This is a genomic window from Ancylobacter defluvii, assembly GCF_018390605.1.
In the GTDB taxonomy this organism is placed as follows: Bacteria; Pseudomonadota; Alphaproteobacteria; order Rhizobiales; family Xanthobacteraceae; genus Ancylobacter; species Ancylobacter defluvii.
The window spans coordinates 96,275-119,653 of the sequence record NZ_JAHBGD010000005.1; the positions used below are offsets into that span (position 1 = coordinate 96,275).

The 23,379-nt window shown below is 65.5% G+C and carries 22 protein-coding genes; 11 read left to right on the plus strand and 11 right to left on the minus strand.

Annotation, left to right across the window (positions count from 1 at the left end; genetic code table 11):
* The 6 genes from KHC24_RS02970 to KHC24_RS02995 all read right to left on the minus strand — a co-directional run bounded on the left by KHC24_RS02970 (window position 1) and on the right by KHC24_RS02995 (window position 6,877).
* On the minus strand, window positions 1-795 hold the full coding sequence (locus tag KHC24_RS02970; protein WP_213359196.1) for an ABC transporter permease: 795 nt from the start codon (window positions 793-795) through the stop codon (window positions 1-3).
* On the minus strand, window positions 792-1,901 hold the full coding sequence (locus KHC24_RS02975; RefSeq protein WP_213359197.1) for an NAD/NADP octopine/nopaline dehydrogenase family protein: 1,110 nt from the start codon (window positions 1,899-1,901) through the stop codon (window positions 792-794). The genes KHC24_RS02970 and KHC24_RS02975 overlap by 4 nt, the downstream gene beginning before the upstream one ends.
* Entirely contained in the window at window positions 1,898-3,310 is a 1,413-nt protein-coding gene (locus tag KHC24_RS02980) for an MmgE/PrpD family protein (RefSeq protein WP_213359198.1), read from the minus strand. Before KHC24_RS02980 ends, KHC24_RS02975 begins: the two co-directional genes overlap by 4 nt.
* On the minus strand, window positions 3,307-4,704 hold the full coding sequence (locus tag KHC24_RS02985; protein WP_213359200.1) for a dihydroorotase: 1,398 nt from the start codon (window positions 4,702-4,704) through the stop codon (window positions 3,307-3,309). The genes KHC24_RS02980 and KHC24_RS02985 overlap by 4 nt, the downstream gene beginning before the upstream one ends.
* Window positions 4,705-4,739: 35 nt before the next feature.
* On the minus strand, window positions 4,740-5,813 hold the full coding sequence (locus tag KHC24_RS02990) for a CobW family GTP-binding protein (RefSeq protein WP_213359201.1): 1,074 nt from the start codon (window positions 5,811-5,813) through the stop codon (window positions 4,740-4,742).
* A 92-nt stretch (window positions 5,814-5,905) separates the two neighbouring features.
* Window positions 5,906-6,877 (minus strand): ABC transporter substrate-binding protein, encoded by a 972-nt coding sequence (locus KHC24_RS02995; RefSeq protein WP_213359203.1) that lies wholly within the window; start codon window positions 6,875-6,877, stop codon window positions 5,906-5,908.
* A 191-nt stretch (window positions 6,878-7,068) separates the two neighbouring features.
* Between KHC24_RS02995 and KHC24_RS03000 the strand changes: the two genes are divergently transcribed.
* The 8 genes from KHC24_RS03000 (at window position 7,069) to KHC24_RS03035 (ending at window position 14,592) form a co-directional block, all read left to right on the plus strand.
* Window positions 7,069-7,842 (plus strand): IclR family transcriptional regulator, encoded by a 774-nt coding sequence (locus KHC24_RS03000; RefSeq protein WP_213359206.1) that lies wholly within the window; start codon window positions 7,069-7,071, stop codon window positions 7,840-7,842.
* Window positions 7,843-8,549: 707 nt separating this feature from the next.
* Window positions 8,550-9,680, plus strand: a complete 1,131-nt coding sequence (locus tag KHC24_RS03005) for an ABC transporter substrate-binding protein (protein WP_213359208.1) — start codon at window positions 8,550-8,552, stop codon at window positions 9,678-9,680.
* Window positions 9,681-9,707: 27 nt separating this feature from the next.
* Entirely contained in the window at window positions 9,708-10,637 is a 930-nt protein-coding gene (locus KHC24_RS03010; RefSeq protein ID WP_246546086.1) for an ABC transporter permease, read from the plus strand.
* Window positions 10,634-11,446 carry an ABC transporter permease gene (locus KHC24_RS03015; protein WP_213359211.1) on the plus strand — a complete coding sequence of 271 codons (813 nt, stop codon included), beginning with the start codon at window positions 10,634-10,636 and terminating at the stop codon, window positions 11,444-11,446. Before KHC24_RS03010 ends, KHC24_RS03015 begins: the two co-directional genes overlap by 4 nt.
* Before the next feature lie 14 nt (window positions 11,447-11,460).
* Window positions 11,461-12,549, plus strand: a complete 1,089-nt coding sequence (locus KHC24_RS03020) for an ABC transporter ATP-binding protein (RefSeq protein WP_213359214.1) — start codon at window positions 11,461-11,463, stop codon at window positions 12,547-12,549.
* Between the two features lie 49 nt (window positions 12,550-12,598).
* The gene (locus KHC24_RS03025; protein WP_213359216.1) at window positions 12,599-13,108 is read left to right on the plus strand and encodes a nucleoside deaminase; all 510 of its coding nucleotides are present in this window, start codon (window positions 12,599-12,601) and stop codon (window positions 13,106-13,108) included.
* Window positions 13,109-13,138: 30 nt separating this feature from the next.
* The gene (locus KHC24_RS03030) at window positions 13,139-13,915 is read left to right on the plus strand and encodes a GntR family transcriptional regulator (protein ID WP_213359219.1); all 777 of its coding nucleotides are present in this window, start codon (window positions 13,139-13,141) and stop codon (window positions 13,913-13,915) included.
* Window positions 13,916-13,917: 2 nt separating this feature from the next.
* Complete coding sequence (locus KHC24_RS03035) at window positions 13,918-14,592, plus strand: flavin reductase family protein (protein WP_213361036.1); 675 nt, start codon at window positions 13,918-13,920, stop codon at window positions 14,590-14,592.
* A 55-nt stretch (window positions 14,593-14,647) separates the two neighbouring features.
* On the opposite strand, the gene KHC24_RS03040 is transcribed toward KHC24_RS03035, so the two are convergent.
* The 5 genes from KHC24_RS03040 to osmF form a co-directional block, all read right to left on the minus strand.
* Entirely contained in the window at window positions 14,648-15,379 is a 732-nt protein-coding gene (locus tag KHC24_RS03040; RefSeq protein ID WP_213359220.1) for a DUF2161 domain-containing phosphodiesterase, read from the minus strand.
* 473 nt (window positions 15,380-15,852) lie between these two features.
* A complete protein-coding gene (locus tag KHC24_RS03045) occupies window positions 15,853-16,611 on the minus strand; it encodes an ABC transporter permease (RefSeq protein ID WP_271180642.1) in 759 nt (252 codons plus the stop codon).
* Window positions 16,608-17,549 carry an ABC transporter ATP-binding protein gene (locus KHC24_RS03050; protein WP_213359221.1) on the minus strand — a complete coding sequence of 314 codons (942 nt, stop codon included), beginning with the start codon at window positions 17,547-17,549 and terminating at the stop codon, window positions 16,608-16,610. The genes KHC24_RS03045 and KHC24_RS03050 overlap by 4 nt, the downstream gene beginning before the upstream one ends.
* Window positions 17,546-18,757 (minus strand): ABC transporter permease, encoded by a 1,212-nt coding sequence (locus KHC24_RS03055; protein WP_246546088.1) that lies wholly within the window; start codon window positions 18,755-18,757, stop codon window positions 17,546-17,548. The genes KHC24_RS03050 and KHC24_RS03055 overlap by 4 nt, the downstream gene beginning before the upstream one ends.
* A gap of 14 nt (window positions 18,758-18,771) precedes the next feature.
* Entirely contained in the window at window positions 18,772-19,680 is a 909-nt protein-coding gene (osmF, locus tag KHC24_RS03060) for a glycine betaine ABC transporter substrate-binding protein OsmF (protein ID WP_373878607.1), read from the minus strand.
* A gap of 429 nt (window positions 19,681-20,109) precedes the next feature.
* On the opposite strand from osmF, the gene KHC24_RS03065 reads away from it, so the two are divergent.
* Genes KHC24_RS03065 through KHC24_RS03075 form a run of 3 tightly spaced genes read left to right on the plus strand, consistent with a single transcriptional unit; the run spans window position 20,110 to window position 23,349 of the window.
* Complete coding sequence (locus KHC24_RS03065; RefSeq protein ID WP_246546089.1) at window positions 20,110-22,236, plus strand: FUSC family protein; 2,127 nt, start codon at window positions 20,110-20,112, stop codon at window positions 22,234-22,236.
* 1 nt (window position 22,237) lies between these two features.
* On the plus strand, window positions 22,238-22,483 hold the full coding sequence (locus tag KHC24_RS03070) for a DUF1656 domain-containing protein (RefSeq protein WP_213359228.1): 246 nt from the start codon (window positions 22,238-22,240) through the stop codon (window positions 22,481-22,483).
* A complete protein-coding gene (locus KHC24_RS03075; RefSeq protein WP_246546091.1) occupies window positions 22,474-23,349 on the plus strand; it encodes an efflux RND transporter periplasmic adaptor subunit in 876 nt (291 codons plus the stop codon). The genes KHC24_RS03070 and KHC24_RS03075 overlap by 10 nt, the downstream gene beginning before the upstream one ends.
* Window positions 23,350-23,379: the final 30 nt, after the last annotated feature.

The window sequence follows — 23,379 nt, forward strand, 5'->3', positions numbered from 1 at the left end:
TCATTCCTGCCTCCAGGGGGCGAGACGGCGTTCGATCGCCTCGAACACCAGGCTGCCGATCAACCCCATGGCGCCGAGCAGCATGACATAGGCGAGCAGCGTCGCCGTATCGAAGGTCTGGCCGGCGGCAAGGATGGCAAAGCCGAAGCCGGCGAACGAGCCGAAGAACTCCGCCACCACGATGCCCACCAGCGCGCGCGCCCAGGCGACGCGGATGCCGCTGACGATGAAGGGCAGCGCATAGGGCAGGGTGACGGTGGTGAAGATCTGCCATTTGCTGGCATTGAACGAGCGCGCAGCGTCGATGAGGCCGCGATCGGTGGAGCGCAGGCCGGTCTCGGTGGTCACCAGCACGGGGAAGACCGCGATCAGCACCACCAGCACGAATTTCGAGGCGAAGCCGAGGCCGAGCCAGGCGATGACCAGCGGCGCCAGCGCCACGATCGGCACCGAGTAGAGGGCGGTGAGCATGGGGCCGGCCGTCAGCGACATCAGCCGGCTGGACGACAGCAGCAGCCCGCCGGCTATGCCGACCAGCACGGCGACGGGGAAGGAGGCGCCGACGGCGAGGCAGGTGGCGAGCCCGTTCGTCCACACGGCGCCCGAGCGGACTTCCCGCATCAGCGCTTCGAACACCTCCTGCGGCGGCACCAGCAACAGCCGGTTGGTGACGAGGGTGGCGGTGAGCAGCTCCCACACGATCAGCACGAAGGCGATGGAGAGGAGCACCCGCACCAGCGTGGCGCTGCGGGTCTCGCGTTCCAGAAAGGCATAAGTTTTCTGCCAGAAGGTCATGTGAAGCTCCTGCCGGCGCCGGCCCGCGGTTCGAAATGGCCCTCGCGGGCGCGATGCCGGATCGCTTCCGGTGTCATGGTGTCGAGGCGCAGCAACGGCAGTAGCGCGTTCGCTGCCCGATAGTCGCGCCCGATCGCGGCGCTGGCGAGCGCGATGGTTGCATCGTGCACGGGCGTCGTCACGCCGGCTCCCCGGCCGATCTCGGCGGCGAAGACGAGGCCATAGCTGAGGTCTTGCGCGAGATAGCGATGGTCGATGCTGCGTGGCCCCTTCGGTCCGCGGCCATGAGCGTGGAGATGGGCGTTCATTTCCGCCATCGAGCCGAGCGGAATGCGGAAGGAGCGCTGGAAGTGCTCGTTCACGCCGTGGATGGTCGCGCCATAGGCCGATGCCACGGCGAGCCGCTCGGCATCGAGCGCTTCCATCAGCCGGCCGATCGAGCCCGTGGTCTGCTCATAGGGCGCCCAGCTTTCGCCACGCTCGATGCGCGACAGGTTGAGCAGGCAGACCGGCACATGGAACACCGGATTGGCGTTGGACAGCAGGGCGATGGCGAGCGCGTCCGGCCGGGCTTCGAAGTGCGTGCCGGTCAGTTCCCGGCACAGCGACAGCGCCGATGGTTCGAGCCGTGAGGGCATCACCGCGGCTTCGATGCGCGGGCGCAGCGTGCGGATATCCACGGCGAGCGGTCCGGTCTTGTGGGCGGTGGCGACCGTCGTGTTCCATGACACGATCGGCAACTCGACGCCACGCGCGGCGAGCAGTTCGGAGAGGTAGACGGCGCTCATCGAATGCGCCGCGCCGATGAGAAACGGCACACCGGGTGCCAGCAGCGGAGCGGCGGCGCGTATTACCGGCACATGGCCGCCGGCATCGACGGCAAGCAGCACGGCGTCGGCGCCGTTGATCGCGTCGGCGAGGTCGCTGCCGGCGGCAACATCCCATTCGCCGGCGAGAGCACCGATGGAGATCAGGCGAGGCGGCTGCGGCAGGCCCGCAGTGCCGGCGCCGGAGGGCGACCAGATGATCGGCGCATGCCCGCGTGAGGCGAAGAGAGCGGCGCTGGCGAGGGCCATGGCGCCGGAGCCGAGGATGGCGATCTTCATGAGCCGCGAACCTCCGCGGGGAAGAGGCGGCTGAGATCGTCGACCGCCTCTATACCCCGCAGCCGGGCGAGCAGGTCGGAGGCGATGGCCGGCGACATGAACGGCGCGACATTGCGCCTGAACTTGGCGTCGAGCAGGTCGTCCGGCATCGGACGCATCGGCTTGCCGGTCGATGCCGCCTGAAAATGCGAGACCTCGCGGCCATCGGCGGTGGTGATGGTCACGCGCGTGGCCTCGGTGCCGTTGCGGGCTTCTTCCTCGTCGTCGAACAGGTCGGCACCCACCATCTCCACCTTGGCCATCTCCCGATGGACGGCGGGATCGGCGACGGTTTCCGCCGTCAGCAGGTCGGCGGTGAACCGCCCATGCGCAAGGATGCAGCCGAGCGCGAAGGGCATGGAGAACTGCGCCTGCGTGACATTGGCGGGGAGCGGGAAAGCCAGATTGCGCAGGATATGGCCGGTGACCTCGCAGCGCACGCGTACCACCTCGCCGACCTCGATATCGTGCCGCTGCAACAACGCCTCCAGCGACTCCGCCGCCGCCTGCACCGAGGAGCACGCCGGATAGAGCTTGAAGGAGGTGCCGGGCGCCTCGAAGCTGCCGAGCCGGGCAAGCGGCAGGCTCGACCATTGGCCGCCATTGATCACCTCAATCAGGCCGCGCGGGCCTTCAAAGGCGTCGAGCGGGCCTTCCGCGCCGTCGCGGGCGAGCAGGGCGGCGCGCAGGCCGGTCTCGCCGGCACGGGCGCACAGGACCGGCTTCATGTCCGAGCCGACGGCGATGCGCAGCCCGCCGGCCTGCACCGCGGCGATGGCGAGGGCATGGGCGGTGCGGTCGGCATCGAGGCCGATCAGCCGCGCCACCGCTGCCGCGGCGCCGATGGGGCCGAGCACCGCGCTGTTGAACCAGCCCTTGTAGAACAGGCTGTCGCGATCCTTGCGATAGGGGGCCTCGGACAGGCATTCGGCGAGGGTTCGTATGACTTCCGCGCCGACGGCGAAGGCGCCGATGAGCTCCGCCCCGTTCGCCCCCGTCTCTTCGCCCATGGCGATGAGCGCCGGATAGAGCGCCGCCGGGGCGAACACCATGCCGATGTTGAAATTGGCATCGAAGTCGAGCACATGCGCCGCGGTAGCGTTGATGCGCGCCGCGGCCGTCGCCACCAGCCGCTCGCCGCCCGCGCCCAGCACCAGCGCGGCGCCGGGCCTGGCTTCGGCGCAGGTCTGCGCCCGCACCACGCGCGCCAGCGGCAGCGCCGAGCCGGCAAAGGCGATGCCGACAATGTCGACAAGGGCCCGGCTGGCGGAGAGGCGGGCGCTCTCGGGCACTGACGCCGCCGGCAGATCGGCGACGAAGGTGCCGAGCGTCTCGGCAATGCGCGCCGTGTCGGGACGCTGCATGCTCATGCGTGGGCCGCAGCCTGATGCCGCGCCGTCGCCTGCCGGCCGAAGCCCTTCTCGCCGATGACCTCACCGTCGCGGTAGACGGAGCGGCCGCGTACCAGCGTGTGCACCGGCTTGCCGGTCACCTTGCGGCCGGCATAGGGGCTCCAGCCGGTGAGGCTCAGCACGTCGGCGTCGCGGATCTCATATTCGTTGTCGAGGTCGACCAGCACCAGGTCGGCATGGTTGCCGGGTACGATGCCGCCCTTCTTCTCCAGGCCGAACAGCCGTGCCGGCGCTGCCGAGCAGGCCTCGACCACCCGCTCCAGCGAAATCTTGCCTTCGCGCGCGGCGGTGAGGAACATCGAAAGATAGAACTGGGTCGAGGGCGTGCCGGTGTGGGCCTTCCAGCCGTCGGTCCAGCCGATCTCCTTCTCCTCCCGCGTATGCGGGGCGTGGTCGGTGGCGACGATGTCGATAGTGCCGTCGTTCAATCCCTCCCACAGGCCGGGCACGTTCTTCTCCGGCACCCAATAGGACAGGGCGTAGGAGCCCAGGCGCTGGATCGACGACCAGTCGCAGCCGAGGAACAGCGCCCAGGGGTTGATCTCGCAGGTGACCTTCTGGCCCGCCGCCTTGGCCTTGCGGATCAGGTCGACGCTGCCGGCGGTCTGGGTGTGCAGGATGTGCAGGTGGCAGCCGGCCGCCTTCTGCAGCCGCAGCAGCGTGGCGATGGCGGTCTCCCAGATCACCCCGTCATGGGCGGCATAGGCCTTGGCATAGGCAAGGGCGTCGCGCTCGCCGCGGGCCCAGAACTCCTGCTCGATCACGTCCATCAGCGCCTGGTCGTGCGGATGCACCATCAACGGCACGTTCACCGCGGCGCAGGCCTGCATGATCTCGAGGATCTTGCCGTGGTCGTGCACGCCGATCCCCGGCATATGCGGGTAGTTGCGGCCGGTATCGACGACCATGAAGAACTTGAAGGCGGCGATGCCCTCCTGCGCCATCGACGGCACCTCGTCCAGGATGGTCGGCGCCGGGTTGAAGTTCCAGTCCACCACGGCGTCGGTCTCGTAGATGGCGAACTGCTTCTTCAAAAGATCCAGCGTGTTCGGCGGGGGGGTGACGTTAGGCATCGCGACCGAGGTCGTCACGCCGCCGGCGGCGCATTGCCGGGTCGAGGTGAGGATGGTGTCCTTGTATTCGAAGCCGGGGAGGGAGCCCTGCCGATGATGCGAATGCATGTCGATGATCCCCGGCAGCACCGCGAGACCGGTGGCGTCGATCGTCTCGGCGGCGGCCGGCTCGGTGCCGGGCTCGTAGAGGCCGGCGATCAGGCCGTCCTTGATGCCGATCGATCCTTCGAAGCGACCGCCGGGGGTCATGACGAGGCCGTTCAGGATGATGCGGTCCATGGAAGCAATCCTTTGCACTGACGGGGTCGAAAAGGTCACACCGCCTCGACGCGGCGGGTCTGCATGGTGGCGAGCACCTCGGCCACATAGTCGCGGCCGAGATCGCGGGTGATGAAGACGATGCGCGAGCGGCGCGGCCCTTCCGGCCAGGAGGGCAGCTCGACGGGCGGGTGGAAGAGCTTCTGCACCGCCTGCACCACGATCGGCCGGTCGCGGCCGGCGACGTCGACGATTCCCTTCACCCGCAGGAGGTTCTCGCCATGGGCGATCACCAGCGCGTCGAGCCAGTGCGCGACATGCTCCCAGTGCAGGGGCTCGTCGAAGCTGAGGCAGAACGAGCCGATCCGGTCGCTGTGCCGGTTGCGGTCATGATGACGGTGCCCGTGCCCGTGCCCGTGCTCATGCGCGTGCCCATGTTCGTGCCCGTGCCCGTGGTCCTCATAGGCGTCGGCGTTCAGCCAGGCGAGCACGTCGGCGGCCTTGGTGGCGGGGTCGTACACGCTGGTGCCGGCGACCAGCGCCGCATCGGGCGTGTGGCCGAGGCCGGCATGGATGAGCCCGGCGCCGGGGTTGAGGCTGGTCAGCCGCTCGACCAGCCGATCCGCCGCCGGGGCGGCGATGTCGGATTTGGTGACGACGATATGGTCGGCGACCGCCACCTGCTTGGCCGCCTCGTGATGATTGTCGAGCGTGGCGAGCCCCTGCACGCCGTCGACGGCGGTGACCACGCGATCGAGCCGGTAGGTGCCGGCGACCGGGAAGGTCATCAGCGCCTGGATGACCGGCCCGGGATCGGCGAGCCCGGTCGTCTCGATGATCACCCGGTCGAAGGGGCGGACCTCTCCCCGCTGCCGCTTCTCGTAGAGCTCGCGCAGCGTATCGACGAGATCGCCGCGTACCGTGCAGCACAGGCAGCCGGTCGACAGCTCGATCGTGTTGTCGGAACTGGCGGCGATGAGGGCGTGATCGATGCCGACCTCGCCGAACTCGTTGACGATCACCGCGGCGCTCGCCAATGCCGGGCTGGCCAGCCAGGCATTGAGCAGCGTGGTCTTGCCGCTGCCGAGGAAGCCGGTGAGCAGGCTTGTGGGGATGCGTTCAGCGGGCATCGGTCCGTTCCTGGGTCCGTTCCGGGCAAGGGGGGAGCGTCGGCGGGAATCGCTCCCCGCCGTCGGTTCAGTGAAAGGGAGCGCGCGCGGCGCTACTTCCCGGCCAGGAAGCCCGGATCGTAATAGCGTGAGAGCTCGAACTCCTTGGTGCTGTCGGGTTCGGCACCCACCGCCTTGGAGATCATGATCAGATTGGTGAGGCTCGCCGCCGAGACCTCGAGCCCGGCACCGATCGCCTTCTGCTGCTCGACGATGAAGGCGTAGGAATCGGCGCAGATCGCCGGGTCCACCTTGGTGTAGGTGGCGAGGATGGCGATCGCCTTCTGCTTGTTGGCCGGGTCGTAGATCCAGGTCGCCGCGTCGCGCGTCGCCTGGGTCACCGCCGTGGCCGCCTTGGGATTCTTGGCCGCCCAGTCGGTATTGAGGATCAGCGGGGTCTGGAGATAGGGATCGGTATAGTCGTCGAGCACCTTCATCCCGTCCTTCTGGGCGATGGTGTCGAAGGGCGCGATCAGCAGCGCGCCGACCACCTGGCCGTTGCCGAGCGCCACGACGCGATCCTTGGAATTGGCCATCGCGACCATCTGCAGGCTCTGGGCGTCGCCGCCGCCGCGCTGGATCAGATAGCGCAGCAGATTGGCGGTGCCGCCCTTGACCCCGCCGGCCGTCACCGGCTTGCCGCTCATCTGGGCGACGCTGGTGATGTCCTTGTTGCCGATGAGGCGCAGGATCGACTTGGTGAGGATGCCGCCGGAAATGACGATCGGCGCGCCCTGATCGATGGCGCGGATGGCGAGGTCCGCCACCGAGACGCCGGCCTCGACCGAGCCGGTGGACACCGCCTGCAAGAGCGCCGGGCTGCCGGCGGCGACAAGCTCCCTCACTTCGATGCCGTGCTTGGCATAGAAGCCCTGGTCCTTGGCGATGGCATGCAGCCACAGGAGCGCGCTCGGCGCCAGCACCGCCATGCGCACTTCGGTCTTCTCCTGAGCCCGTGCGGCCGGTGCCGAGAGGATGAGCGCGGATGCCAGCACACAGCCGGCTGCCCGCAGAAATGCTTTCATCGTTCGTCCTCGCGCTGGACGGCCGTTCTGCCGCCTCCTCTGGATGCCGTTTCGTTGAACGGCGTGCAGATAGGGCCATATTGCGGAGATGATTTCAACGAATTTTGCCATTATGTGTCAATTTAATCATTTTGCAAAATCGCTGCATATTTCGTAACCAGTCGGAATCTCCTTCCCCGCGGATCCTGTGAATGAGCCGGCAGAGCCATATCCTTTCCATCCTCCAGCTGTTCGATACCGGCATGTCGGTGTGGACCGTCGAGGAGATCGCCAAGGCGCTCGGCGTTTCCGTGCGCACGGCCTACAGGACGGTGAGGGAGCTGACGCAGGGCGGGTTTCTCGATCCGGTCTCCGGCGCCGGCTATGTGCTCGGGCCGGCCTTCATCCGTTTCGATCGGGTGCTGCGGCAGAGCGATCCGCTCATCCACATTGCCACCCCGGCGATGGAGCGGCTGCTCGACGAGACCAGCCAGGAAGCGGCCGTCATCCTTTGCCGCCGCTTCAAGGACTGCGTGATGAGCGTGCACATGGTGGAGGGGCGGGAGCCGCATCTGCCCGCGAGCTACGAGCGCGGGGCGGCGATGCCGCTTTTCCTGGGCGCGCCGGCCAAGGTCATTCTGGCCTTTCTGCCGGACCGGGTGTTGCGGGGCCTGTATCTGCGCAACGATGCCGAACTGCGCCGGTCCGGCATCGATTCCTGGCTGAGCTTCAAGGAGCAGCTCAAGCCGGTGCGGAAGGCCGGCTATGCGATGACGCAGGCGGAGATCGGCGAAGGCCGGCTCGGCATCGCGGCGCCCATCACGCGCGATGGCCTCGTCGTCGCCAGCCTCAGTCTGGTGCTCTCGGTCCGCAGCAACAGGCCGGATGCCGATCGGATCGCACACTTCGCCGAGGGGGTGCGCCGCGCGGCCTCCGCGGTCTCGGCAGCACTCGATGTTTCCGAGCCGGGAGCGGCGCCGCGGTAAAGCTCATCATGCCGTTCTATCGGCGCGGCGCGAGGGCCGGGTGCCCAATGCGGCACTGAACGGCGGGATGTGTCTGCCGTGAGCCCGGCGAGAATCCCGTCGCTCACGGTAGGAGGGAAGGCTGTTTCCCGCTGCCGCGTGGACGCGGCGGCGAATGCCGTCCCGGTCCGCCGGTGCCCTCTCCACGCGATAAGTCAAAATCGCGCTGCATGATCGGCAGATGTCTCCTTCTCGACTGTCTCCCTCTCGACGCGATCGGCGTGGGCGCACGAGATCTTCGGCGGGTCGACGCGCGAGAGGGGGGGCTGCATCTTCCCGCCGCATGGGGCGGTGCGCGTGGGGCTTCAGGATGCCCGGTGTTGGCCGGGTGATCCGTACCGACATTCTTTGAACCGGCGGCCGATACTGCGGGCCGGCGCGATTTGCGGACATTCACGTGGCGCGTGAAGGCGGAGGCGAGTCCGTCGTGGCTGCGCCTGGCCGTCAGGTGCTTTGAATGGCATCGATAAAGTGCACGCACTTTATGCACGCAAAATATCCATATCGCCTTCATTCGTGACAGAGGCGAAATTCCCACGGCAATGTCGCTGACCTTAAGTCATTGATTTGTCGCGCGGGAACGAAAAAGCAGAAACTGGCACATGCCTTGCTTTCAATATCGTATGCACTCGATGCATGCGATAAAATCCAGAAGCAGGGACATACAGATGCGCACTTCCTTCCTTACCGGCGATATCAGTCGCCGCTCCTTCCTCAAGGCCGGCGTCGCCGCTGGCGCGCTTGCCGCCACCTCCCGCTGGTCGGCGGCCCAGGCCGACGACCCCAAGGTGCTGAATTATCTGTCCTGGCCGGGCAATGCCGATCCTTACCTCGTCGAGCAGTTCGAGAAGGAAAACGGCGTCAAGATCCGCATCAAGGAGTATGTCGGCGGCGACCAGATGCTGGCCGTCATCAACCAGTCGCCGCCCGGCTCCTTCGACGTGGTGCTCGCCGATGCCGAGTACATGCACTTGCTGCATGCAGCGGACTTCGTCGAAGAGCTCGACCCGGCCGATTACCCGCTGAAGGACTATTGGCCGGAATTCCAGAAGTTCCCGCTGCACTGGTTCGACGGCAAGCTGTACGGCGTGATGACCGATTTCGGCTATCTCGGCCTGTCCTACAACACCAAGGAGTTCACGCCGAAGGAGGTCTCCTCCTATGCCGCGCTGTGGAGCGAGAAGGCCAAGGGCAAGGTTGGCTTCTTCGACTGGTATCTGCCGTCCATGGGTTCGATCAGCCTTTCCAATTCCAACCGTCCGCCCTTCGACATCGACGAGGCGCATTTCGAGGCGGTGAAGGAGAAGCTGTTCTCGCTGAAGCCGCAGGCCTCGGGCTTCTACACCATCGCCGACATCTTCTCCTCGCTCACCAATGGCCGCGCCCAGCTGGTGCCCGGCATCGGCGAGTGGATCACCCTCGGCCTGCGGATGAACGGCGTGCCGGTCGACACCATTATCCCGGAGGAGGGCGGGCTGCAGTGGACGGAGTCGCTGTCCATCGTGAAGGGCACGCCCAAGCGCGATCTCGCCCGCAAGTTCATCCAGTACACCACCTCGCCCGAGGGGCAGGTGAAGATGGCGACCAAGGTCGACAACAAGAAGTCGATCCCCTCCATCGCCGGCTGGAAGCTGCTCAACGAGACTATGCCGAAGGAGGCCGAAATCCTGCGCATGACGCTCACCGGCCCGAACGTGATGGACGAGTACAAGGCGAAGAAGATCCAGTTCCGCCAGTTGCCCAAGCAGCAGGAAATCTCGGATTGGAACGACGCCTGGAGCGAGTTCAAGAGCCTCTGAGTATCATACGAACCAAGGGGATCCGCCATGACGGCCGCCTCCGTGACGACGCGTGCCAGCGCCCTGCGGCGCTGGTCCTGGCTGCAGGGGCCACGCATGACGGGTTCCCCCGCCGTGCTGCCCTCCGTGCTCGGCCTGCCGGTGCTGCTGTGGCAGGCGGTATTCTTCGCCGCGCCGCTGGTCTTCCTGGTCGTGGTGACCTTCTGGCAGGTGAAGGCGTTCCGGCTGGAGCCGGCCTTCGTGCTCGACAACTGGTCGCGGATCCTGTTTTCCGCGACCTTCCAGCGCGCGCTGGTGCATACCTTCGCCGTCGCCGGCACGACGACGCTGCTCGCCGTCGCGCTGGCCTTTCCCGCCGCCTATACCATCGCCTTCCGGCTGAGCCCACGCAGGCGCGATCTGGCGGTCGCCTTCCTCGTGGTGCCGGTGTTCTCCAGCTACATGCTGCGCATCTATGCGTGGCAGATCGTGCTCAGCCCGGAAGGCATGATCAACGCCCTGCTCGGGCTGACAGGCATCGGGCCGCTGCCGCTGCTCGGCGGGGCGTTCTCGTTGCAGATCGGCCTGCTGACCCTGACGCTGCCGATCGCCGTGCTCATCCTCGTCTTCGCCATGGCCGGCATCGACCGCACGCTGGTCGAGGCGGCGGAAAATCTCGGCTGCCGACGGGCCCGCGTGATCATGCATGTCGTCGCGCCATCGGTCCGACCGGCCATCGCACTGGCCGCGACGACGAGCTTCCTGCTGGCCTTCGGCGACTATATCAGCCCGCTGTTCATGACCGGTTCCAAGCCGCCCACTCTCTCCATCCTCATTGTCGATACGGTGAAATCCGGCTCGCAATGGCCGCGCGCCTCGGTCATCGGCGTGGCGATGCTGGTCATGCTGGCGCTGGTGCTCGGCATCGGCCAATGGCTGTCGAGCGGTCGCGCCACCCGCCGGGAGGGGGCACGATGAACCGCATCCTCGCCACCCGCCTCTCGCGCCTCGCCCAATACAGCTTCCTAGGATTGCTGTTCGCCTTCATCGCCACGCCGATGCTGGTCATCGTCGTATTCTCCTTTGATGCCAACCGCTTCCCCACCATTCCCTGGGGTGGCTTCAGCCTCGAATGGCACCGGGCGATCCTCGCCGATTCGATGATCCGCGACGCCTTCGTCAACAGCATGCTGGTCGGGGGTGGCACGGCGGTGCTTTCGACGCTGCTCGGCTTCGCCGCCGCCTATCTGGATTTCCGCTACCGCTTCCGTCTCAAGCTCGGCTTCGTGCTGCTGGTGGCGGTGCCGCCCGCCGTGCCGGCCACCATCCTTGGCATGGCGATGCTGGCCTTCCTCTCCCGCATCGGGTTGTTCGGGCGGCTGGAGACGATCATGGCCTGCCATGTCGCCATCGCCACCTCCTTCTCCATGGCGATCATCCGCCTGCGGCTGAACGACCTCAGCCGCGACCTCGAGCCAGCCGCCTGGAATCTCGGTGCCTCACCGGCGGCGGCGCTGTTCCATGTGGTGATCCCGTTCTGCAGACCGGCGCTGATCGCCTCGTTCTTCCTGTCGGCAGCGGTATCCTTCGACGAATTCCTCATCGCCTGGTTCGTCGGCGGCGTGCACGAGACCTTGCCGGTGCGCATCCTCAACCTCCTGCAAGGTCAAGTGAATCCGAAGATCAACGCGATCGGCGCGGTGGTGCTGGTCGTCAGCGTGGCGCTGGTGCTTCTCGCCCAACGTTTCACCGGCGTCCGGGCCGGACGCCGCAACCCCGCTCCATGACAAGGGAGAGCCCCATGCCGACGCCGTTCATCGCACTCGACAAACTCGACAAGCGTTATCCCGACCATCACGCGGTAAAGTCCATCGACCTCGACATCGAGGCCGGCGAGTTCATCGCCATCATGGGACCCTCGGGTTGCGGCAAGTCCACCACGCTGCGGCTCATCGCCGGTCTCGACGAACCGACCGACGGCGACCTCCGCATCGGCGGGGACAGCATGCGCGGCGTGCCCGCCTTCCAGCGCAACACCCCGATGGTGTGGCAGAGCCTGGCGCTGTTCCCGTTCCTCACCGTCGCCGAGAACGTCGCCTTCCCGCTGCGCATGCAGAAGGTCGGTGCCGCCGAGCGGCGCAAGCGCGCCCTTGAATGGCTTGACCGGCTCGGCCTCGCCGGCATGGCCGAGCGCAATATCGCCCAGCTCTCCGGCGGCCAGCGCCAGCGCGTGGCGATTGCGCGGGCGCTGGTGACGGAACCTTCGGTGCTGTTGCTCGACGAACCGCTCTCCGCCCTCGACGCGCATCTGCGCGTGCGCATGCAGACCGAGCTGTCGCGCCTGCATCGTGAACTGGGCATCACCTTCGTCTATGTGACGCACGCTCAGTCCGAAGCCTTTGCGCTCGCCGACCGCATCGTCATCATGAGCGAGGGGCATATCCAGCAGGTGGGACGCCCGCAGGACGTTTATCGCGCGCCGGCCAACGCCTTCGTGGCCGAGTTCATGGGCATGAACAACCTGATCCGTGGCGAAGTGCGGGGCAATGATGAGGGAATGCTTGAGGTTGGCAGCACGCTCGGCAATTTCCGCGTGCCTACTTTGACAACGCGTCCCGAGGGCAGCCGCGGCGACTTCGTCATCGCCGCCGATCGCGTCGTACTGGCGGCCGACATGGAAGGGCCGGGCATTGCCGGTACCGTACTCGGGCTGGAATTCGTCGGCTCGACGCAGACCGTGTTCATCGAGATCGAGGGCGGCACGGAATTCCGCGTGCAGAAGCAGCAGCATGAAATCGAGGCGCTCGATCTCGTGCCGGGACGTCAGGTCAAGCTGAACTGGGATTCACGCCATGCCTGGCTGCTGCCGCAGCCAGGAACAACGCACTAGGCCGGGCTGCTGCCGCAGGCCGGATAAGACATTGAAAGAGGATAAAGGCATGTACCGCGAAGAATTCATGCGCCGCGCCATCGATATATCGCGCGAGGCATTGGAGAAGCCGGGCACCGAGCCGTTCGGCTGCGTTATCGTCAAGGATGGCGCGATCATCGGCGAGGGGCTGAATCACTCGCTCGCTCATTTCGATCCCACCTCACATGGCGAGGTAGAGGCGATACGCGATGCGTGCCGCCGGCTCGAATGCGTCGACCTTACCGGCTGCGAGCTCTACACCTCCTGCGAGCCTTGCGCGATGTGCGTGGCGACGATGGAGGTGGCGGGCATCTCGCAGCTCTATTATGCCGCCTCGATGCGGCAGGCCGGTGCCGCCTTCGCCTCGCTCACGCGTGCCGAACGCCACCCCATCGACACCGAGGCACTGCGTACAGCGGCCGGGGCTCTTGTTGAAGAGCGCGCCATGCCTTCGCAGCAGGAGATGGACGCCGATGCGGTGGCGATTCTCGACAGCTGGGCGAAAGCGCGCAAGGCTGCCACCGCGATCTCGGACTGATTCAGCGCATACAAAACATCGAGCATTTGCATGAACATTTCACGCGTGAAGAAGGGCGCCTCGCGCTCGGTGAACGACCCGACCGCAAAGGGAAAGGGTCCGCCCGGAGAGAGCGGAGCCATCTCCCGTACCGAAGCGGTTCAGGACGCACTTCGGCAAGCCATCATTGAGCAGAGGCTCCAGCCGGGAGCCAAGCTTCCGGAGGACGCCATCGGCGACGCCTTCGGTACCAGCCGCACCATTGCGCGCGAGGCGCTCGGGCGCCTCGCCGTTGAAGGACTGGTCGAGTTGAAGCCCAATCGCGGCGCCTTCGTTGCCAATCCGAGCCTCGATGAAGGACGCGATGTGTTCGTTGTCCGCCGGGGCCTCGAGCGCATCGTCACCGAATGTCTCGCCGGCAAACTGAAGCCGGACGAAATTGCAGTGCTGCGCGACCATGTCGCCCGCGAACAGAAGATCTCCGGCCACAATGAGGTGGAATCGATCCGCCTCGCCGGCGAGTTCCACCTGCTCCTCGCCCGCCTGACCGGCAACCAGGTGCTCGTGCGCTATGTGACCGAGGTGGTGTCGCGCTGCTCGCTCATCCTCGCCATGTATGGCCGGCCGCATTCCTCCGACTGCGGCGTCAGCGAGCATGGCGAAATCGTCGATGCACTGATCGCCGGGAACGCCGCGCGCGCTGCCGAGCTCATGGATCATCATCTTGCGGCGGTCGCCAGCCGCGCGCTTCTTCAGGAAAAAGCCGAGCGCGACATCCGCGACGTGCTGGCGCCTTATGCTGCCCGGATCAGGGGGCTGGAGTCATGAGCATGCATCCCCAGCCGGAGACGGACTCCGTCGCCTTCGATTTCCGGGCGCTCGGCGAACGCGAGCGTTACAAGCTGATGATCGGCACCATCGTGCCGCGTCCCATCGCACTGGTGACGACCGTCGATCCGCAGGGGCGGGTGAATGCGGCGCCGTTCAGCTTCTTCAATTGCCTCTCGGCCGATCCGCCGATCCTGGCGCTGGGCGTGGAAAACCACGCCGACATGTCGTTCAAGGACACGGCGCAGAACATCCGCCTCACCGAGGTTTTCACGGTAAACATTGTATCCCACGCCATCGCCGAGGGAATGCATGTGTGCGCGGCGGATTTCCCGTCCGGACATGACGAACTTGCCGCCGCCGGGTTCACGGCGGTTGCCGGCGTCAAGGTCGCCTCGCCGTGGATCCGAGAGGCGCCGGCTGCCTTCGAATGCCGGCGACACCTCACCCTGGAACTGGGCAAGTCGCGGCAGATCATCCTCGGCGAGATCGTTTATGCGCATTACCGGGCCAACGTCGTCGATGCGGAGCGGTTGCACGTCGATCCGGTGCGCCTCGATGCGATCGCGCGGCTTGGCGGTAGCACCTGCGCGACGATCCGCGACCGCTTCGACATGCCGACCCCCACATTCGCCGAATGGTCCGCATTGTCACGGCCGACTGAAAAAGCGGGTTAGTGCGAGCCCGACGGCGGCCTCGACCCGCGTCGGCCAAGGAGCGTTCAAGACGTCCCTAGGCTGATGCGGGCGCGGTATCGTCCCATGATTGTTCCGAGCCGCCAGAGGACAAATCGTTTCCGTCTGCGCCGGGCGGGGTCCCGGGTAGCCATGTTGCCAAGGCGCCGCGGCCTTCCTCGGTCAGCGCGTAGACGCCACGCTCCGAGCGCTCGAACCAGCCATAGACATTCCGGCGCAGTATCTTTTGGGCGTCGGGGAAAGAGTGCTTGAGATCGCGCGGCCGCTGCGGCGCCAACGCCATCGCCGCGGCGCAGGCGAGTGCCTGCTGGCGATACGCGGTCATGATCGGCTTACGCGTGCCGCCACCAGCAACCGGGTCGCCCTGTCGCCGCTTGTGTTCCTCCACTACGCGTGAGCGCCGGCGGGGATTCTTCCGCGGCAAGGGCGCTGTCGGAGACACGAGGATCTCGACGTGCCCATACGCCGAAACACCGAGCAGCCCGAAGCCGAGATGTCGGCACAGATTGCGGTATCTCCGATCGCTCTCGCGGCCCTTGCCCTTGGCCGAGAGCCGGGCGGCCAGCCAGATCTCGTCGGCGACGCTCATCCGGTCGACGCCCTGAAGGATGAGCTCGAGATTGAAGGTCAGCTTCAGCTCGCCAATGACCATCACGGAGGGATCATCGTTCCGAAGGCCGACAAGATCGCATGACCCGATCTCGCCCTTGACGGTATAGCCCAGGCCTTCGAGGAAGCGTTTGACGGGTTCGTAGAGAGACGTTTCCATATCGTAGCTCCGCGCCGCTATTGCTGGTCGAAGTGAGCGAGGGGCCAGCCCGGCCGCATTGCCATATGCTGTCCTTCAGCCGCAAGTCGGGCCATTTGCCATTCGGCTTGATGAAGACGACGCTGGCGGCTTTGAAGACCCATTCATTACAACGATCGCTGGTTCTTGCGCCGCCAAGAGCCCAGCTCGCTCGTGAGCATGTGGACCCTAAGAGATCAAACGATATTCAGAGTATCGAACAACCCTTAAGGTCTCGCTAGCGCATCCGGCCGGCGCGACTGCCTTGCCTGGTCATCGGATGTTCAATGCGGCAATGACCACCCGTACGATGGCTTGAGCGCCGACGACGGCACCAGCCACCCGAGAGCTGGGGCTGGCAGCGATTGCGCGAGTTTACCGGCGGGCGATGTCTTCCAATGCAGGAGGTGGCAGCGTAAGCTGCCCGACGATGAGAACGGCCTCGCATCGGCGGTTCAGAGAACCTGCTCCAATTCATCGAACCATAGGTCGGTTGCCACGGCGAACAGCCCAACGAGCAGCGCACCTTGGATGACGTAAGCCGGGTTGGAGCCGGATAGCCCCTCGATTATGGGTGAGCCGAGCGTCAGCGCCCCGACCGTCGACCCAATGGTCGCGGTGCCGATGTTGAGAATTACAGAGGTTCGCACGCCTGCCAGTATTATCGGTGCGGCAAGGGGCAATTCCACCTTGAGAAGCCGGCCCTGCGGCGACAATCCGATGCCGTCGGCGGCTTCGATCGGTGCCCTGGGAATGGCCGTCAGGCCGGCGATGGTTGCGCCTATCACCGGCAGCAGGCCGTAGGCGATGAGCGCGATAATAGTTGGAGCGCTGCCATAGCCGACGGCCGGCACCGCGAGAGCCAGTACGGCTGTCGGCGGGAATGTTTGGCCGATGGCGGCAAGCGTGTCGACGGGGCCAGCGAAGTCGCGCCCGATGGGGCGCGTGACAAAAATGCCGATGCCTATGCCGAGAGTGATCACGACAAGGCTCGCCATGCCCACCAACGCGGCGTGCGAAACTGCCAGGTCAAGAAAGCTTGCGCGGGTATAGAGAGGACGTGGAAGTTCGGGGAACAGCCATCCGAAAATCGGCGCGCTGTAAGGCAGCAAAGCGAGCATCGCTACGAATACAAGGCTCACCAATGCCGCTGGGCGTGTTGCAGCGTCGACGACACCTCGCACGGTTCGGCCAGCACGGCTGCGAGCCATCATGTTTGCCTTCCATCCGGCGAGGCGATGGCGGCCAGCACGAGGGTTCCGCGTCGATCCGCTGCACGGTCATACACTGGCAGGCGGTGAGCGCCCGTGGTCACCATACGCTCCAGGGCAATGTCCAAAGTCACGTCGGCATCGATGGGCGTGCCGCCGATAGGCTCACTGAAATCGGCGCGTTCTCGGACACGGGTGACTTGCAGCAGGCGCAGGCCGCGTCGGGGGCCGCCGACAAAGGCTTCCACGAAGGCGTTGGCCGGCCGCGCGAGCAGATCGTGCGGCGAGCCGTGCTGGATCAACTTGCCGCCATCGAGCACCGCAACCAGCGAGGCGAGGCGGATTGCCTCGTCGATATCATGGGTGACGATGACGATCGTTTTTCCTGTCCGTGCCTGAATGTCGAGGAGGGCTGCCTGCAGGCCATCGCGGGTTACGGGGTCGAGGGCCCCGAATGGTTCGTCCATAAGCAACAGATCGGGATCGGCGGCGAGCGCCCTGGCAACGCCGACGCGCTGCTGTTGGCCACCGGAGAGCTCGTGCGGACGGCGGTGGCGGTAGGAGGCGGGATCAAGTCCGACGAGATCGAGCAGTTCATCGATGCGACGGTCGATCCGGTCGCGCTTCCATCCGAGAAGATCCGGAACCGTGGCAATGTTGCGGGCGACGTTCCAGTGAGGGAATAGGCCGACCGACTGAATGACATAACCGATGCGTCGGCGCAGCGCGACCGGGGCAAGACTCGCCGCATCGGTGCCGTCGATCAGTACACGCCCCTCATCCGCTTCGATGAGGCGGTTGATGAGGCGCAGGGTGGTCGTTTTTCCGCCGCCGGATGCGCCGACCAACGCGCAAATGGTGCCGGTCGGCACGGTGAGCGAGAGTTGGTCGACCGAGACCGCATTGCCATATCGTTTGGTGAGGCGATCAAGCACGATCATGCGGACGCTCCTGTCGTCACGGCCGCAGCAAGGCTTCGCAAGAGGAGATCGGCGGCGAGCGCCAGAGCGATGGCCGATAGCGCGCCGAGCAGAATGAGGTCGGTGGCCGTCTGCCCGAGCCCTTGGAAAATGAACGCACCGAGCCCGCCGGCACCGATGAGTGCGGCGACCACGGCGAGCCCGGTGAGTTGCACCACGACGAGACGCAGGGATGTGACGAGTATCGGCAAAGCGAGGGGGATGGATACGCGCCAGAGTATCTGGCGCTCGTCAAAGCCCATGCCGCGCGCAGCGTCCAGGACGCTCGGTGGCGTGGACGCCAGCCCGGTGAATACTCCGCGTGCTACCGGCAACAGGCCGTAAAGCGTCAGCGCGATGATGGCGGGGGCGGCGCCAATCCCGCCTATGCCCAGCGTGCGTAGCAGGGGCAGCCAGGCCGACAGGGCACTGAGGGGGCCGATAAGCAGGCCGAAGATCGCAATGGACGGAACTGTCTGAATAAGATTCAGGATCGCGAACAGTGCCTTGCGCCACTTTGGGCGGCGAAACGCGACGTAGCCGAGCAGGCTGCCGATCGGCAACGCTCCCGCCAGCGCTCCGCCGACAAGCACGAGATGACGCAACAACTCCGAGCCGTAGGCTTCGCGGCGATTGGCGAACTCACGGGCAAGCGACAGGTCTGAGAGGGCGCCTGAAGCCGCGAGCAGGGCGATGGCTCCCCCTACTATCGCCACGACGACCATCTGCACGAACATATTTCGCGTGAGGCGGGCCATTGCATCGGCAAGTGCAAAGCCGGAACCGGCGGCAATGATCCAGAATGCCGGCCCCAACGACGTCCGGGCAATGGGTCCGCTTGCCTGAGCGACAAGGCTGGCGGCCTGTCCCGCAGCCGTGATCGTCGTAAGCAACGTCATCGCGGCAATGATGGCGGTGAACCGGTCACGCCATACGCCGAAGCGGAGCACTGCCGAAACGCCGAGCCCGACGATCAGGGCAACGAGAAGGGCGGTGACGCCCGGATCCACCGCCGACCACAGGGCGACCGGCTTGCCGCTGAGAATGCGATTGGGCGCGACGGACACGAAGCCGAGACTCATCGCCGCCGCGGCGATGCCGCCGACGATCAGCACCAGCAGCGGGTTGGAGCGGCCAGCACCGCTCCTAAGCTGTGGTGCAGCGGCCTGCGGTGGCGATATGACCGACAAGCCGCTTTCTGATGTCACTTCAACAGGCCCTTTTCGGTGAGCCAGGACCTGGCGACTGATCGGGCATCCTGCCCTTCGATCTGTACTTTTGCATTCAGAGCCTGCAGCGTCTCGAGCGACAAGGCCCCAAAGGCCGGCGCCAAGATCGACGCGATCTCGGGATGCGCCTCCAGTACGGCGGCGCGCACAACGGGCGCGGGTTCATAGACCGCCTGAACGCCCTTGGTGTCCGTAAGTACCTTCAGGTCGAGCGCCGCTATGCCACCGTCTGTGCCGTACACCATAGCGGCGTTGACGCCCGATGTGCCTTCCGCCGCGGCCTTGATGGTGGCGGAGGTGTCGCCGCCGGAGAGCACCAGAAGCTGGTCCTGGCCGAGCTTGAATCCGTAGGCGCTCTGGAAGGCCGGCAACGCTGCCGCGCTCTCGACGAATTCAGCCGAGCCCGCCAGCTTCACCTTGCCCCCACCTGCAACCCATTTGCCGAAATCGTCCAGCGTCGCAAGGTTGTTGGCTTTGGCGACGTCGCCCCGAACCGCAATGGCCCAGGTGTTGTTGGCCGGAGCGGGTTGCAGCCAGACGACCTTGTTCGCGGCATCGAGCGCCTTTGCCTTCGCATAGGCGGTATCGGCCTTCTTCCAAGCGGGATCGGAGTCGACGTTGAAGAAAAAGCCCGCGTTTCCAGTATATTCTGGGTAGATGTCGATCTCGCCTTCGAGAAGCGCGGTGCGTACGATCTTGGTCGGCCCGAGCGAGATGCGTTCCTTTACATCGATGCCCTTTTGTTCCAGCAGCAGCGCGATGACATTGCCGAGGATGGCGCCCTCGGTATCGATCTTCGAGCCCACGGTGACGCTGTCGGCGGCGTTGGCCATCTCGACGGCGAACAACCCGATGCCAGTGGCGAGCGCGGCCACCGCGAGAATGCGCCTGAAAGTCATTGCAATGCTCCCTTACAAGCGCGGACCGATAGGTCTGCGCCCTGAAGACATATCACCACTAATTTTATAGACAATTGCCATTTCGGGTTCAGCCCACCGCTGGCATGCATGTGGAAAGTCCAGATGGCCGGGGACGCCATCATGGTCGAACTCGGACCAAGTGCCTGATCCGTACGGCCTGCCGAACCTCGACATGCCGCTTGGTAACAGCGTGTCCATAAGAGCAGGAGAATAACCCCGGAGAGCCAGATTACTATCGCAAAGGTCGCGGCCGGCAGATCTCGCTCCGACCGCGTGACCCCTTTGTGGCAACGCTGCGCGACGAAACTCCGCGCGCTATCCGTCATGGAAACCGGCTATGCTTTCCTGGTAAAGTGACATGCGCGCATGCGGGGAAAGATGAGCGTTGCCGAGATGACAGCCGCCCGGTGGCGTCTCGCATTCCCCATCGATCTTGGCTGGCGCAACGTCGTCTTTGCCGTTCGGACCGCGGTGGCTGCCGTCGTCGCCCTCGCCATTGCCTATTGGCTGGAATTGCAGGACCCGCAATGGGCGGTGCTGACGGTCTATCTCCTGGCACAGCCGACGGCGGGAGCCGCATTGGCGAAGGGGGCCTACCGCGTCATCGGTACGCTGCTTGGGGCGACCGTCGGCCTCGTCATTCTCGCCCTCTATTCGCAGGCGCCTGTGCCGCTCGTCGGGGCGATCGCCCTTTGGCTGGCACTGTGCTTCTTTATCGGTGCGCAGATGCGCAACTATACAGCCTATGGCTTCTTGCTGGCCGGCTACACCGCGCTGCTGGTCGGGCTGCAGGGGGCGTCCGATCCAACGCATGCATGGCATCTCGCCTTCGACCGTACGGCCGAGATCATCATCGGCATCGCCTGCATCACGGCGGTCAGCGTGCTTGTCTTCCCGCGCTATGCCGGCGTCATGCTGCGCGAGCAGCTCGCCGAACTGTTCGGCCAGCTTAGCCACTATGGCGCCATCGCGTTGCGACCAGCGACGCCTTTTGCAACTTTTGCGGCGCTCCGTCGGGTGATGATCGAGGCGGTGGTCAAGTTCGACGCCTTGCGCTCCTATGCGGTGTTCGAAGCGCCGGACATGCGCGCCGATGATGCCGCGCTGAAGCGCATGGTGCGGGAGTTCCTGCGGGTGCTCGCTATCGCACGCGGTCTTTATGTGCGTGTCGAGGATTTTCAGTCGGAAGATGCCGAGCCGATCATCGAGCGGCTGCGGCCGAGCATGGCAGCGACGGCTGCCTTGCTCGATCGCATCGCTGCCGACGTCCATGCCTTTGAGGATCCACGGCGGATCCGCCGGGAGCTGCTTGCCGCCAGGGGTGCACTGAAATCGGCCACCCGCGATCTGGAGGCAATGGCCGGCCGGGTGCCATTCGAGCCGCTGGCGGAAGGGGTGCTTATCCTGCGCCGGGCGGGAGACTTGCTGCACGGACTATCCATGGTGATGGTGAGCGAGGCGGCCAGCCTGCGCCGGAACCAGCGTGTCGCCGTTCGCCCGGAAAAGCAGGCGCCGGTGGTTCCCGCCGCCTCGAACATGGAGGCGCTGCTGCTTGCGGTTCGCTCCGCACTGGCACTGGTTTTGATGAGCGTTCTGTGGGCCGCGACAGAGTGGACCGATGGCTTCAACGCCGTTTCCGGCCTTGCCATCATTCTGTTCTTCGCCGTCAACCAGGACCAGCCGGGCAAGCTGGGCTTCGCATTCCTGCTGTGGTCGGCGATCGGGATCGTTGCCGCCTATGCGGCGATGATCTTCGTCTTGCCGTGGATCGAGGGCTATGAAGCACTGGCGCTGTTCCTCATCGTGGCCTTGCTGCCGGCCGGGTTGATGGCGGGAACGCCGCAATATGCCTGGCCCGGCATCGCCTTCGGCGGATTCTTCGTCTCGGAGATCGGCACGAGCAATGTGCTTCAGCCCGATGAACTTTCCTTCGTCAATGCTGCCTTCAGCCTGTTGTTCGGTATGGGAATCTGCCTCGTTCTGCTCAACCTGTTTCCGATCAACTCGCTCGCCACCCGCGGGCGCGTGTGGGCCCGCACAATGGCGATCCTTCTTCCGGCGGCGGCGCGCGGCCAGCGTCACGAACGGGCGATCGTCGGGGAAATCGTAGCAATGCTCGCCGGCTTGCTGCCGCGCCTGTCGTTAGACCGGCAGGGCGAGGAGGACTTTCTGCGCGGAACGTTGGGCGCGGCCTCGACCAGCTTGGAGCTGGGCCGGCTCAACCGACTGCGGCGCGATGCCGACCTGTCCAGCGAAGCATCCGCACTTATCGCCCGCTTTCTTGACCAGTTCGCCGCCGAACTGGAGAGCCTTCCCGAGGCCGGTGACACCATCGGTGCCAGGGTGGCCGCCGCGCAAGCCACCGTGCGCGCCGCTCTCGAGGCGCTCGCTGCCTTGCAGCTTGAACCTGGAGCGTTGGCTGCGGCGCTGAATGTCCGTGCCGGTGCTTCCCTGCGTTTTATCGCCGACCGCTTCGACATCGATCGGGCATTCCTTGTCCGCTCCTTCGGCGAGGCCTGAGATGCAGACGACGAGCAGTCTCTCTTTGTACACTCCCGAACTCTTCGGATTTTATCTGCCGCCGGTGCTCATGTGGGCGCTGATCGCCCTGGCGCCGTTTCTGATAATCCGATGGCTGCTGGCACGGATAGGGTTTTACCGCTTGGTGTGGCATAGGCCGCTGTTCGAAGCGGCGCTCTATGTGATCCTGTTCGGTGCCGTCATACTCGGTCTGCCGGTGGTGTTTGGAGGCGCAGGATGGCTTTGATGCGGAGCGCGTTGCGCATCGGCGTCACCTTGATCGCGGTGAGTGCGGCTGTGTTCGTCGGCTGGCGGCTCTGGCAATTCTATACGCTGGCGCCATGGACGCGCGATGCCCGCATCCTCGCCAATGTGGTCGAGATCGCTCCTGATGTCTCCGGCCTCATTAGCGGGGTGAATGTCGTCGACAATCAGCAGGTCCGGCGCGGCGACGTGCTGTTCGTCATCGACCAGGATCGGTTCAAGGTGGCGGTGCAGCAGGCGCAGGCCGAAGTCGCGATGAAGACGCAGGCTCTTCGTCTCGCCCGGGACACGGCAACGCGCAACACCAGCTTGGAGCGAGAGGACAGCGCGGCGATTTCATCTCAGGCGGCCGAGGATACCACCGTCTCGGCAGCGGAAGCCGCGGCCGAATTGCAGGCGGCCGACGCGGCGCTCGCGACCGCGCAGATCAATCTCGAGCGCAGCACGGTGCGCGCGCCTGTCGATGGCTACATTACCAATTCCAATGTGAATGTCGGCGATTACGCCACGGTCGGGCAGGGGGTGTTGGCGCTTGTCGACAGCGGCTCATTCTATGTCTACGCCTACTTCATGGAGACCAAGCTGCCAGCGGTCCAGGACGGAGCCCGGGCGCGCGTGGAGCTCATGGCCGGGGGCGTGAGTATCGAGGGGGTGGTGGGGGGGATCAGCCGCGCGATCGCCAATACCGGCGAAGGCAGCGGTCTTCTGGCGCAGGTGAACCCGAATTTCGACTGGATTCGCCTCGCCCAGCGCATTCCAGTTCGCATCAGGCTCGGAGAGCTGCCGGCGGGTGTCCGGCTCGCCGCAGGGATGTCGGCCACCGTTGTTGTCCTCCCGCAGAAGCCGTAGTTCTGCCGTGGTGGGCTTAAAGAGCGAGAG

Coding starts and splice junctions, on each gene's coding strand:
- KHC24_RS02985 (WP_213359200.1), bottom strand. CDS start 4,704: ATGGACCGCATCATCCTGAACGGCCTCGTCATGACCCCCGGCGGTCGC.
- KHC24_RS02995 (WP_213359203.1), bottom strand. CDS start 6,877: ATGAAAGCATTTCTGCGGGCAGCCGGCTGTGTGCTGGCATCCGCGCTC.
- KHC24_RS03010 (WP_246546086.1), top strand. CDS start 9,708: ATGACGGCCGCCTCCGTGACGACGCGTGCCAGCGCCCTGCGGCGCTGG.
- KHC24_RS03040 (WP_213359220.1), bottom strand. CDS start 15,379: ATGGAAACGTCTCTCTACGAACCCGTCAAACGCTTCCTCGAAGGCCTG.
- KHC24_RS03035 (WP_213361036.1), top strand. CDS start 13,918: ATGCATCCCCAGCCGGAGACGGACTCCGTCGCCTTCGATTTCCGGGCG.
- KHC24_RS02970 (WP_213359196.1), bottom strand. CDS start 795: ATGACCTTCTGGCAGAAAACTTATGCCTTTCTGGAACGCGAGACCCGC.
- KHC24_RS03000 (WP_213359206.1), top strand. CDS start 7,069: ATGAGCCGGCAGAGCCATATCCTTTCCATCCTCCAGCTGTTCGATACC.
- KHC24_RS02975 (WP_213359197.1), bottom strand. CDS start 1,901: ATGAAGATCGCCATCCTCGGCTCCGGCGCCATGGCCCTCGCCAGCGCC.
- KHC24_RS02990 (WP_213359201.1), bottom strand. CDS start 5,813: ATGCCCGCTGAACGCATCCCCACAAGCCTGCTCACCGGCTTCCTCGGC.
- KHC24_RS03020 (WP_213359214.1), top strand. CDS start 11,461: ATGCCGACGCCGTTCATCGCACTCGACAAACTCGACAAGCGTTATCCC.
- KHC24_RS03075 (WP_246546091.1), top strand. CDS start 22,474: ATGGCTTTGATGCGGAGCGCGTTGCGCATCGGCGTCACCTTGATCGCG.
- KHC24_RS02980 (WP_213359198.1), bottom strand. CDS start 3,310: ATGAGCATGCAGCGTCCCGACACGGCGCGCATTGCCGAGACGCTCGGC.
- KHC24_RS03005 (WP_213359208.1), top strand. CDS start 8,550: ATGCGCACTTCCTTCCTTACCGGCGATATCAGTCGCCGCTCCTTCCTC.
- KHC24_RS03030 (WP_213359219.1), top strand. CDS start 13,139: ATGAACATTTCACGCGTGAAGAAGGGCGCCTCGCGCTCGGTGAACGAC.
- KHC24_RS03015 (WP_213359211.1), top strand. CDS start 10,634: ATGAACCGCATCCTCGCCACCCGCCTCTCGCGCCTCGCCCAATACAGC.
- KHC24_RS03070 (WP_213359228.1), top strand. CDS start 22,238: ATGCAGACGACGAGCAGTCTCTCTTTGTACACTCCCGAACTCTTCGGA.
- KHC24_RS03025 (WP_213359216.1), top strand. CDS start 12,599: ATGTACCGCGAAGAATTCATGCGCCGCGCCATCGATATATCGCGCGAG.
- KHC24_RS03065 (WP_246546089.1), top strand. CDS start 20,110: ATGACAGCCGCCCGGTGGCGTCTCGCATTCCCCATCGATCTTGGCTGG.
- KHC24_RS03050 (WP_213359221.1), bottom strand. CDS start 17,549: ATGATCGTGCTTGATCGCCTCACCAAACGATATGGCAATGCGGTCTCG.
- KHC24_RS03045 (WP_271180642.1), bottom strand. CDS start 16,611: ATGATGGCTCGCAGCCGTGCTGGCCGAACCGTGCGAGGTGTCGTCGAC.